The sequence below is a fragment of the Staphylococcus lloydii genome (assembly GCF_015775975.1).
In the GTDB taxonomy this organism is placed as follows: domain Bacteria; phylum Bacillota; class Bacilli; order Staphylococcales; family Staphylococcaceae; genus Staphylococcus; species Staphylococcus lloydii.
On sequence record NZ_CP064056.1, the window covers coordinates 586,973 to 598,734 of the forward strand.

Here is an 11,762-nt window from a genome sequence, read left to right on the forward strand (position 1 = left end):
AAATTAAAGTATAAAACCTAAGCCGAAACCTTCTAATGTTCCTTTGTAGTAACCGCCAGTTAATTGTTGTTCTTTGTTACGTTGTAACGTACAACTCATGAACGCGCCTTTATAATATGAACGTGGGGGCTGAGGCGTGATGTCTAAATGAATATTATCAATGCCCAATGATTTGAAATATTGTTCCCAACGTGTCAGCGCTTGTATCGTTGTATGGTCTGGCGTATACAATTGTGTTAATAAATTTAATTGTTCAGTTGTATTCGTCGTTAGCAATTGGATAATAGGGTGCGCAGTACCTAAAAGTTGGGATAACGCTGAAATATTACGCTCTTGAATATATTTTAATGTCGTCTCGTCTTGATATTGTTGTTCTAGTAATAAGTCTATAAGTTGATAATGTCCTAAAATAATAAAATCAATGTCATCGACTAGCGTTGTCTTGATATAGTCATAAAACAGACTAAAGTCATGTTGCATTTGAGTAACTGTAGGATTGTAATGTTCAATACCAAGTTGTGTGTTGACGATATTATCTCTTATTATAGGACCAGAATATGCTACTTTATCGTAATCAGCAGGGTATTGGCTGTAATAACGTAATAATTGATCCGTAAAGTCATTACGTAAAGCAAAAATTTGATGGTTATGTTGCCAAAAGCTACGTTCCGTCATTTGCTGTAAATCATCTTGAGTGAGCGTAGGCCACTTTAATGACTCAATAAAGCTGAAGTCAACAAGTTCAAAATTTGCGGCTTCAAAATGCTTTAAAAAGGCAATTTCTTTTTCTTTGTTTGCGATTAAAGTTGTTGAATTTGTCATAAAACCATCCTTTTCATTTGCTTTTACTCTCTACCGAAGTAAAGTATTAAATGATAAGTTACACTGTAACACACCAATTGTTTAAATTCAATAAATTTTCTGAATATTATAGTAGGATTAATTGCGTTTTATCATTTATAGAAAAAGATAAAATGCCATGTTGTGTTTATTAAAGTATTGATTCACCCTATGTTTATTTCTCAACTAAATAGGCAATCTTTAAATAAGTAAAGGTAATGATGCGACGATTAAAGGAGTGAGTTTGAATGGGAAGATTAGACAATAAAGTAGCAGTAATTACAGGAGCGAGTACGGGTATAGGCAAAGCATCAGCAGAAGCATTAGCTAATGAAGGTGCCGAAGTAATAGCATTTGATATATCAAATGACATTGACGCTACAGTTAAAGCTATAAATAATGAAGGTGGCAAGGCTAAAGCTTATCATATTGATATTTCAGATGAACATGCAGTAGAAAGCGCTGCTAAAAACATTCAAGAAACTTACGGCACTATAGATGTGCTATTTAATAATGCTGGTGTTGATAATGCTGCCGGCCGTATTCATGAATATCCTATTGAAGTATTCGATAAAATAATTAACGTAGATTTAAGAGGCACGTTTTTAATGACCAAATTCTTTATTCCACTCATGTTAGATAATGGTGGTTCTATTATTAATACAGCATCATTTTCTGGACAAGCTGCAGACCTAAATCGTTCTGGTTATAATGCAGCTAAAGGTGGCGTTATAAACTTTACACGTTCGACTGCAATAGAATATGGGCGTGAAAATATTCGTGCAAATGCCATTGCACCGGGCACGATTGAAACACCATTAGTGGATAAACTAGTAGGTAGTGAAGATGACAAAGCCGGACAAGACTTTAGAGAAAATCAAAAATGGGTAACGCCGTTGGGTCGTTTAGGTAAGCCAAGTGAAGTAGGGAAATTAGTAGCATTTTTAGCTTCTGATGACAGTTCATTTATTACCGGTGAAACGATAACGATTGATGGTGGCGTGATGTCTTATACATGGCCTGGAGAAATGTTAAGCGATGATAGTTGGAAAAAATCAATAAAATAACACAAACTTATAAAAAAAGCTGGTAGCGCTATGCTACCAGCTTTTTTATATTCACTTACCATTTAATGCTATCAACTGTGTCATCATCTAAAGACTTAACAATCTCTGTGATTAGATTAACAGAATTTTTATAGTCATCAGTATGTAGCACTGAAACGTTAGAATGCATATAACGTAACGCCACACCGATTGATAATGTAGGTACACCTTCGTTGGCAACATGGATGCTACCAGCATCTGTGCCGCCACCGATAGTAGTATCTAATTGTATTGAGATATTGTGTTTTTTCGCAATTTGCTTAACGTGTTTACTGAAACCTACATGCCCAATAATACTACTATCCATAATGATGACAACAGGACCTTCACCAAGTGAAGTATCACTAAGTTGAGACATGTCTGGTGTATCATATGCAACTGCCACATCGACAGCAATGGCTAAATCAGGATTGATTTTGTTTGCTGCAACCTTAGCACCACGTAAACCAACTTCTTCTTGAACATTGGCGCCAGAATATAAATCAACATTGATGTTTTCATTTTTTAAATTATTTAATACATCAACTGCAAGGGCACAACCATAGCGATTATCAAAGGCTTTAGCCGTTAAATATCTATTGTTGGCTAAAGTTTCAAATTCGCTATATGGTGTAATCATATTACCAACCTCGATGCCAAATTGTTCCGCTTCTTTTTTACTCTTAACCCCGATATCTATAAACATGTCTTTAATATCTACTGTTTTTTTACGTGCTTCTTGTGATAGGGCATGAGGTGGTTTAGAGCCGATAATCCCACGAATTTCTTTGCCTTCATCAGTAGTGATTGTTACTTTTTGCGAAAGCATAACTTGGCTCCACCAACCTCCAACAGGTGTGAATTTGATAAAGCCTTTGTTATCAATTTGAGTAACAATAAAACCTACTTCATCTAAATGACCGCAAACCATAATGGATTTAGTACCGTTAGTGGCATTCTTTTTCCCGAAAATTCCACCTAAGTTATCTTCAATAATTTCGTCGCTAAGTGGTTTTAAGTAATCGTACATTAAAGATTTAACTTGCATTTCATGACCAGCAATACCATTTACGTCTGTTAAAGTTTTTAACAATTCTATAGAATTTTTCACAAAATAACCTCCAATGCTTTTATATAATTATATTGTAGCATTAAAATTTTCAAATGCTATTAATGACAATCTCATAGTACTTATACAATTTAGGTACAATAAAAGAGACTAAGTATGAATCTTAGTCTCAGTTGTATGTTTTGTATCGTAATTAACGCAGTTAAAATGTTGCTGAACTACTGACAATACTTACTCTTCTATTAATTTAAGCTTATAATCATTAACTGATTGAATGGTGCCATCATGTTTCTTGATAATTATATGGTCTTTATTAATTTGTGTAGGACTTTTGACACCGACAGCTGCTGCAATATTGAATAGACCTTCGTGTAAACTTGTAATATAGTTAGTAACACGATATTTTTTTTCTTCTACTATAAGCGCTTGTTCCTTTTTAGGATCAGTCGTAGCAACACCTACTGGACAGGTGTTTAAATGACATTGCTGACTCATGATACAGCCAACACTAATCATCATTCCACGTGCAATGTTGACTAGGTCGGCACCTAAACCTAATGCTATAGCAATTTTATCTGGTGTAATAAGTTTGCCTGAAGCAAAGATTTTAACTTCATCACGGACTTCATATTTTTCTAGCATACCTGATACGATAGGTAAGGATGTAAATAATGGTAGGCCTACACCATCTTGTAACTCTTGGAATGTAGCACCAGTACCACCTTCACCACCATCTATTGTAATGAAGTTAGGGTAAATACCTGTTTCTACCATCGTTTTAACGAGTGTTTCAATTTCAGCAGTAGAGCTAACGACGATTTTAAACCCAACAGGTTTTTGTCCTACCGTTTGCAAATGTTCAACCCACGATAACAACTCGTATGTATTGTTAATGAAATCGAAGCGGTTAGGTGAGTTGATTGTTACCCATGGTTTTACTTTTCTGATTTTAGCAATTTCTTCTGTAACTTTATTGCCTTGCATATGCCCACCACGTGTCTTAGCACCTTGTGCAAGCTTAATTTCGAATGCTTTTATAGCTTCAGAATCAGCTAACTCTTTGAATAAATCTAAATTGAAATTGCCATCTTCGTCTCTGACGCCAAATAAGCCAGGACCAATTTGGAAAATAATGTTTGTATTACCAGTTAGGTGATATTTTGATAGGCCACCTTCACCTGTATTCATCCACGTACCTGCTTGACCTAATCCTTTGGATAGAGCGGTAATTGCGTTGCCACCTAAAGCACCGTAACTCATACCTGATTGCCCAACTAAACGTTTTAAATGGAATGGATGTGCCAATTTAGGGCCAATGATAATCTCATCTTCGTTATCTAAAAAGTAAGGGTTAATTTGTGATTCTTCGCGATGTTCATCTCTCTCGAAAAGGCGTTCGTTATCTATTTTGTAAATGAAACTAGAAATTAATACACTTTGATCAATGCGCAATTCGGAAGACTGATGTGGAAACATTGTATTTTTAATAAAAAATCCTGCGTCGTAATCTTTTTCAGTTCCGAAACTTGTCATTCTTGAATTGTATTTTCCAGCTAAAACAATGTTTTTATAATCTAATCTTGAAAATGGTTTACCTTCTTTATCCTCTAAGAAAAAGTATTGTCGCATTTCCGGACCGACTTTTTCAAAGAAATATCTTATACGTGCTAATAAAGGATAATTACGTAATACACTATGTTGAGTTTGACGTTTATCTTTAAAAATTAATAATGCAGCAGTAATAACTCCCCCAAGTAAAAAACATACAATAATAATATTTACGATAAATTGTAAAATTGTTAAAAGTGTCATATTTATTCCCCCCCATTAAATCTAATATTACATTATATATAAATTTTTACAATTAAAAATAAGCGTAATATAACTAAGTTGAGCACAGTCTAAATCTTGAAAACAATAAAAATGATATTATTTTAAATAGGTGATGATAAAAAGTTTTAAGAAGTTAAAAAAGTGTTATTACTAAGTAATAAACGATATGTCACGTAAGGCTTTTTTGATAGATAATATAAAAGTTAAGGTGGTTCTTATTAGAATATGGAGGAAAAAGCATTGTTACAAATCAAAGACGTTTCATACATCGCGGATGATCGTACAATTATTGATGATTTAAGTTTTACTGTTAATAAAGGTGAAACCATCGCAGTAGTTGGACCATCCGGTAGTGGTAAAAGTACATTGTTTAGACTTATGAGTAATTTAATAAGTCCTACAAAAGGGTCAATAACATTAAACGGGACACCTTTTGAACAAATTAATCCAGAACAATTAAGAATGGAAGTGAGTTATTTATTACAACAAAGTGACTTATTTGAACCTACAATAGGTTTGAATTTGTCATTTCCGGCACGTGTGAGGAACGAAAAATTTGATAAAAAACATGCTAAACAATTATTGAAACGCGTAGGGATGGGACACTATAACTTAGATGCGAGTGTTAGCCATTTATCTGGTGGGGAACGACAACGTATTACGATTGCGAGACAATTGATGTATATTCCTCAAATACTATTGTTAGATGAAGCAACAAGCGCACTTGATGCGAAAAATAGGGAAACTATCGAAAAAATGATTTTTGATTTGGCAAATGAAGGTGTCACAATTATGTGGATTACACATAATGACGACCAAAGCATGCGTAACTTTAGTAAACGTATAAAAATTGTTAATGGAAAAATAGAAAGTGAGGAGAATTTATCATGAGCATTACTGCATTAGCCCTAACAGCCTTACTACTGTTATTTCCAATTATTGTTTCTTATAAAGAGAAGTTGTATATTACAAAAGATTTATTAGTGGCTACTGTGCGTGCTATTGTACAACTTACAGTGTTAGGATTCTTGCTACATTTTATCTTTAATGTGAATCAAGTTTGGATTTTAATCTTATTTGTTTTAGTTATTATAATTAATGCTTCATGGAACACAATCCATCGTGCATCACCTGTTATGCACCATGTTTTTTTAGTGTCGTTTATAGCTATATTCGTAGGTGTGACTTTACCGCTTATAGGTGTGACGTTAACGGGTGCTATTAGTTTTAAACCTAATGAAGTCATTCCAGTGGCTGGAATGGTCGCAAGTAATAGTTTAATTGCAATTAATCTCGCTTATCAAAATATGGATAAAGAATTTGTACAACAACTCGAACAAATTGAAGCCAAATTAGCCCTAGGTGCAGACCCTAAAATGGCCTCCAAAGCTACAGTACGAGAAAGCATTAAAACGGCTATTGTCCCAACGATTGATTCGGTTAAAACGTATGGTATCGTTTCTATTCCAGGTATGATGACAGGACTTATTATTGGTGGCATGCCACCGTTAGATGCTATTAAATTTCAATTAATGGTTATTTTTATTCATACAACAGCAACAATAATGTCGGCACTTATTGCTACATATATTAGTTATCGACAGTTCTTTAACTATCGTGATCAATTGATTGCTAGAACAATGCATGACGCTAAGTGATAGGGTAGAAATATTAAAGCTAATATTATGACTGAAACATTAAAGATGTTTCAGTTTTTTATTTTCTCGATTAGTAGATTATTAATAATGGTAACGCCAAAACCTGTTGACGCATGGTATATAATGGAAGGGCTATGTGAAAAATGACAATAGGGAGGAGGAACCGTATGACTATAATGCGTACGACGACTTTTATATTTAGTATTTTTATTGTTGGAATGGTTGAAATGATGGTTGCAGGTATCATGAATTTAATGAGTAATGATTTAAATGTTTCTGAAGCAGTTGTGGGGCAACTTGTAACATTATATGCGATTACTTTTGCTATCGCAGGGCCAATTTTAGTGAAGCTAACGAATAAGTTTAATGCTAGACCGTTATTACTCATAACATTATTTGTATTTATTTTCGGGAATTTAATTATTGCTGTAGCACCAAATTTTTCTATTTTGGTGATTGGACGTATCTTATCATCGGCAGCAGCATCACTTATCGTTGTTAAAACACTTGCGCTTACTGCATTACTTACTTCCCCACAAAACAGAGGGAAAATGATTGGTATAGTTTATTCTGGTTTTAGTGGCTCAAATGTTTTAGGTGTCCCAATCGGTACAATTATTGGTGATTGGATTGGATGGCGTTTTACTTTTGTTTTTATCGTTGTTATTAGCGTTATTGTAGGAATATTGATGTATATTTATATTCCTGTAAGTAAAGAAAGTAAAGCAACAACACAAACAGCATCATCCAATAACCAGACGCAATCTCGTGTCTTAAGACCGTTAGAAATAGGCAAATATTTATGTATTACATTTTTATTATTAGTAGCAAATTCAGTAACATTTATTTATATTAATCCACTGATGCTATCTAATGGTCATACTTTATCTTTTGTATCAATTGTCTTATTAATAAACGGAATCGCTGGCGTTATGGGAACGTCAATGGGAGGATTCTTATCAGATAAATTGACGAGTAAATATTGGCTGACGATTGCGACAATAATATTTATCGCTATGATGTTAGTGTTGAACTTAGTATTGCCTGGGACAATGTTGTTATTATTGACGATATTTATATGGAACGTCATGCAATGGAGTACGAACCCTGCAGTACAAAGTGGTGTCATCGAACATGTTGCTGGCGATACGAGTCAAGTTATGAGCTGGAATATGTCTAGTCTAAATGCTGGTATTGGTATCGGAGGCATTGTCGGTGGACTCGTAGTATCGAAAATGAGCGTCCATGCAACTACTTATGTAACGGCCATTATCGCATTTATTGCATTAGTTATAATTATTAGTTTAAAACCACGAGCTAAATATGCTAACGAATCAGTAAATCATAATTAAATTAAACAGTTAAAAACCAAACGTTAATACTAACGTTTGGTTTTTTCATATAGTTAGTTTACTTATTAGTAATTAAAATGATTAGATTATAAAAAAACTTTAAATGGAATAATAAATTGATATTGTAGTATGATATAAATAATTAACAAGACGTGACTATTGGAGGGAAAACATGAGTGATAATAAACAGACACATGACAAAGTAGATAGCTTTATTGACAACTTAAAGCAATGGCAGGACGAATTTAAATTTTTCAGAACTTTATTACTAGAATCAGAATTAACAGAAGACTACAAGTGGATGCACCCATGTTACACTTTAAACAATAAAAATGTCGTAATCGTTCAAGACTTTAAACATTACTGTGCATTATTGTTTGAAAAAGGCGCAATTATGGAAGATAAATATAATAGTTTGATTCAGCAAACTAAAAATGTTCAAGCTGCAAGACAGTTAAGATTTGAAAGTTATGCAGAAGTTAAAGAACGTAAAGAGGAAATTGCATGGTATATAGAAGAGGCTGTTAAAATAGAAAAGTCAGGTAAAAAAGTACCTATGAAAAAAACGGAAGACTATGAAATGCCTGAAGAATTACAAGCAAAATTTGATAGTATGCCAGAATTAAAAACAGCTTTTGATAACTTGACGCCAGGTAGACAGCGTCAATATATGTATCATATTGGTCAAGCTAAAAGATCAGCGACGAGAACACAACGTGTTGAAAAATATGTAGATCATATTCTTAATGGTAAAGGTATGAATGACTAAAAACTTATGAAATAAACAAATGAAAGAAGGGACGTAAATGGCAAGATCATCTAAACGCATTCAATTATTAGAATCTGCAGCTCACATCGTAAACGAACAAGGTATTGAATATTTAACTTTAGATGCTGTTGCTAAACGAGCTGGGGTTAGTAAAGGCGGTTTACTTTATCATTTCAATAATAAAGCTTCATTAATACAGGGTCTGGTTACTTATGCGGATGAATTGTATCGTACTAATGTTAATGGACATAAAGCTGAACAAACTGAACAACAAGGTCAATTAATACGAGCGTTTATTGAAGCGACAAGAGAACATCGTAAAGAAAATGCCTCAATAACTTCAGGTATGTTAGCGGCACAAGGTACGAATAGTAACTTGTTACTTCCATTACAGGAAACATATAAATCATGGCAATCCGAAATCGAAAATGATGGTTTGGATGAAATAGATGCAACTATTTATAGGCTAGCAGTAGATGGTTTATGGCTGTCTGAAATATTTGGTATAGATGCCATTGATGAAAAAATGCGTCAAGCCGTGTTAAATCGCTTAGTAGATTATTCATATCATAACAAAAAATAATATTTAAATTTCTATAACCCAAGAGGTAGTAAGTATTTAAGCTTACTGCCTCTTTTTTATTACCTATATAAAGTTGAAACTTAACCGTCCAGTTGGTACACTAACCAATGTGTTAATTCAAGTTTGGAGGTAAAATTATGAACAAAGTAATGCTAACAGTTGCTTTAACAGGAGCGGGAGATACTGTAGAAAAAAATAGTAATGTACCTGTTACACCAGAGGAAATTGCAGATTCAGCCATTAAATGTGCAAAAGCTGGTGCAACGGTAGCACATATTCATGTAAGAGATCCACAAACTGGGAAATTGAGTCATAACGTTGAATTTTTTAAAAAAGCTGTCGAACTCATTAGAGCGGCAGATGAAGATATCATTATTAATATTACTTCAGGTGGTGGTGGCGACTTTATACCAAATTTAGAAAATCCTGAAGTAGGGGGCGAAGGTACAGATATGCAAACGCCTGAACAACGTCATGAACCAGTAGGTAAATTACTGCCTGAAATGTGCACGTTAGATTGTGGCAGCATCAATATGGGAGATGATGTTTATTTAAGTCCTACAAATTGGTTACGTAAACAGGCAGCACTTGTTCAAGAAGCGGGCGTTAAACCAGAATTAGAATGTTTTGATACAGGACATGTCAGCTTTGCTAAACAACTGATTAAAGAAGGTTTAATTGATGGTCAACCAATGTTCCAATTTTGTCTAGGTATACCTTGGGGCTTAGAAAATGACCCGGAAACAATTGAATATTTAAAAACGCGTATACCAGAGGGCGCATCTTGGTCAGCGTTTGGTATCGGACGCTTCCAATTGCCAACGGTTGAAGAAGCGGCAAAACGAGGCGGTAATGTACGTGTCGGTTTAGAAGATAATTTATATTTATCAAAAGGTGTTAAAGCTACAAATGAACAACTCGTAGCACGTGCCAAAGAGATACTTAGCGAGTTAAATATTGAACCCATGACGCCTCAAGAAGCGAGAGAATACTATAATTTAAGAGACCCTAAAGGAGACTTATAAATGAAATTTGCTGTAGTTGGAACAGGCGTAATAGGTAGCGGTTGGATTACAAGAATGTTAGCACATGGACATCAAGTCATAGCAACAGATCCAAGTGAGGGCGCATATGAACGTATGTTGTCTCAAGTCAAACAAAATTGGCCATACGCCAAAGAATTAGGTATGAGTGAGTGTGCATCACTAGACAATTTAACGTTTACTGAATCTTTAGCTGAAGCAGTGAAAGATGCAGACCATATTCAAGAAAATGTGCCAGAAATTGAAGAACTGAAAGACAAAGTTTTAACTGAAATTGATTTCTATGCAAGACCGGATGCGACGATAGGTTCAAGCACATCAGGTATCATGCCTTCTGAACTGCAACAAAATTTAAAACACCCTGAACGTTTTGTTGTAGCACATCCTTTCCATCCGGTATATATTTTACCGCTAGTCGAAATTGTAGCTGGACAAAACACGTCGGAAGCCACTTCTGTAGCTGCTGAAAAAATCTATGAAAGTATTGGCATGGATGTTTTACATGTTAGACATGAAATTGAAGGACATATTGCAGACAGACTAATGGAAGCGCTATGGAGAGAGGCATTGCATATCGTCAATGATGGTATTGCAACGACAGAAGAGGTAGATAAGGCATTTACACATGCTGCAGGGTTAAGATATGCACAATATGGGCCGTTTATGACTTTCCATTTAGCTGGTGGAGAAGGTGGCATGCGCCATATGCTTAAACAATTCGGCCCTGCATTAAAAAAACCATGGACTAAATTGGTTGCGCCTGAATTAACTCAAGATTTATACGATAGTGTAGTGGAAGGTTGTGAAACTTCTTCTCAAGATTATTCGATGTCTGATTTAGATAAAAAACGTAACGAATTTTTAGTCAAAGTAAAAAAACTTGCAGAAGAATATTGGCCTGAAGATACACCGCAAATGAAAAAATCAACTGGACAGTCGGTGAATTAATATGACTCAAGAATTGTATCATTTTCATACTGACGTAAAAGCCGAGTGGGTGGACCACAACAATCATATGAATGACGCGGCATACAATCGCGTATTTAGCGATGCGACGGATAGTTGGTTAGCATTTCTAGGATTAGATAAAGAGACTATCGAGGAATTGTCTTATACAGTATTTACGCTAGAAAATCATGTTTTATTTTTAAAAGAGTTAAAGTTACATGAACCAGTCACAGTTCAAGTTGCAGTAATAGATCATGACTCCAAAAGAATCCATGCATTTATGACGATGCTAAATGAGGACAATGTTAAATGTGCAACTTATGAAGTGATGTTGATGGGTATAGATACTGAAAGTCAACGACCAAGCCCGTTCCCTGAAAAAATTAAATCAGCTATAAATGACTATGCGACTAGGGTTGATCAAAATGAAAAACCTTCAGAAATTGGACATAAAATTGAAATTATAAAGAAATAAGTCTATGATAATAATGTGTTTAATAGTAACAATTAAAAAAATTTTTTAATTGAACATTGTAACATTAAATACGAAAAAAGATTAAATCTTGTAACTTATAGAAAACA

At 34.4% G+C, this 11,762-nt stretch carries 12 protein-coding genes; 9 read left to right on the forward strand and 3 right to left on the reverse strand.

From position 1 onward, the window contains the following. Nucleotides 1-3: 3 nt before the first annotated feature. Entirely contained in the window at nt 4-822 is an 819-nt protein-coding gene (locus tag ISP08_RS02595) for an ATP phosphoribosyltransferase regulatory subunit (protein ID WP_195719266.1), read from the reverse strand. Between the two features lie 266 nt (nt 823-1,088). Between ISP08_RS02595 and ISP08_RS02600 the strand changes: the two genes are divergently transcribed. Next, nucleotides 1,089-1,907 (forward strand): SDR family oxidoreductase, encoded by an 819-nt coding sequence (locus ISP08_RS02600; RefSeq protein ID WP_195719267.1) that lies wholly within the window; start codon nt 1,089-1,091, stop codon nt 1,905-1,907. Nucleotides 1,908-1,962: 55 nt separating this feature from the next. Here the strand turns inward: ISP08_RS02600 and ISP08_RS02605 are convergent, their stop codons facing one another. Both ISP08_RS02605 and ISP08_RS02610 read right to left on the reverse strand, forming a co-directional pair. Further along, nucleotides 1,963-3,036, reverse strand: coding sequence for a M42 family metallopeptidase (locus ISP08_RS02605; protein ID WP_195719268.1), 1,074 nt, complete (start codon nt 3,034-3,036; stop codon nt 1,963-1,965). Between the two features lie 189 nt (nt 3,037-3,225). Continuing rightward, nucleotides 3,226-4,806 (reverse strand): FMN-binding glutamate synthase family protein, encoded by a 1,581-nt coding sequence (locus ISP08_RS02610; protein WP_195719269.1) that lies wholly within the window; start codon nt 4,804-4,806, stop codon nt 3,226-3,228. Between the two features lie 246 nt (nt 4,807-5,052). Between ISP08_RS02610 and ISP08_RS02615 the strand changes: the two genes are divergently transcribed. The 8 genes from ISP08_RS02615 to ISP08_RS02650 all read left to right on the forward strand — a co-directional run bounded on the left by ISP08_RS02615 (nt 5,053) and on the right by ISP08_RS02650 (nt 11,655). Further along, nucleotides 5,053-5,718 carry an ABC transporter ATP-binding protein gene (locus ISP08_RS02615; protein WP_229294159.1) on the forward strand — a complete coding sequence of 222 codons (666 nt, stop codon included), beginning with the start codon at nt 5,053-5,055 and terminating at the stop codon, nt 5,716-5,718. Then, on the forward strand, nt 5,715-6,485 hold the full coding sequence (locus ISP08_RS02620; RefSeq protein ID WP_195719271.1) for an ABC transporter permease: 771 nt from the start codon (nt 5,715-5,717) through the stop codon (nt 6,483-6,485). The genes ISP08_RS02615 and ISP08_RS02620 overlap by 4 nt, the downstream gene beginning before the upstream one ends. A gap of 167 nt (nt 6,486-6,652) precedes the next feature. Beyond that, nucleotides 6,653-7,837 carry an MFS transporter gene (locus ISP08_RS02625; protein ID WP_195719272.1) on the forward strand — a complete coding sequence of 395 codons (1,185 nt, stop codon included), beginning with the start codon at nt 6,653-6,655 and terminating at the stop codon, nt 7,835-7,837. 172 nt (nt 7,838-8,009) lie between these two features. Continuing rightward, complete coding sequence (locus ISP08_RS02630; RefSeq protein ID WP_195719273.1) at nt 8,010-8,606, forward strand: YdeI/OmpD-associated family protein; 597 nt, start codon at nt 8,010-8,012, stop codon at nt 8,604-8,606. Nucleotides 8,607-8,643: 37 nt separating this feature from the next. Further along, nucleotides 8,644-9,189, forward strand: coding sequence for a TetR/AcrR family transcriptional regulator (locus tag ISP08_RS02635; RefSeq protein WP_195719274.1), 546 nt, complete (start codon nt 8,644-8,646; stop codon nt 9,187-9,189). 137 nt (nt 9,190-9,326) lie between these two features. Further along, on the forward strand, nt 9,327-10,214 hold the full coding sequence (locus ISP08_RS02640) for a beta-keto acid cleavage family enzyme (RefSeq protein WP_048793135.1): 888 nt from the start codon (nt 9,327-9,329) through the stop codon (nt 10,212-10,214). Further along, entirely contained in the window at nt 10,215-11,180 is a 966-nt protein-coding gene (locus tag ISP08_RS02645) for a 3-hydroxyacyl-CoA dehydrogenase NAD-binding domain-containing protein (RefSeq protein WP_048793134.1), read from the forward strand. A 1-nt stretch (nt 11,181) separates the two neighbouring features. Beyond that, nucleotides 11,182-11,655 (forward strand): thioesterase family protein, encoded by a 474-nt coding sequence (locus tag ISP08_RS02650; protein ID WP_048793133.1) that lies wholly within the window; start codon nt 11,182-11,184, stop codon nt 11,653-11,655. The last annotated feature ends 107 nt before the right edge of the window (nt 11,656-11,762 follow it).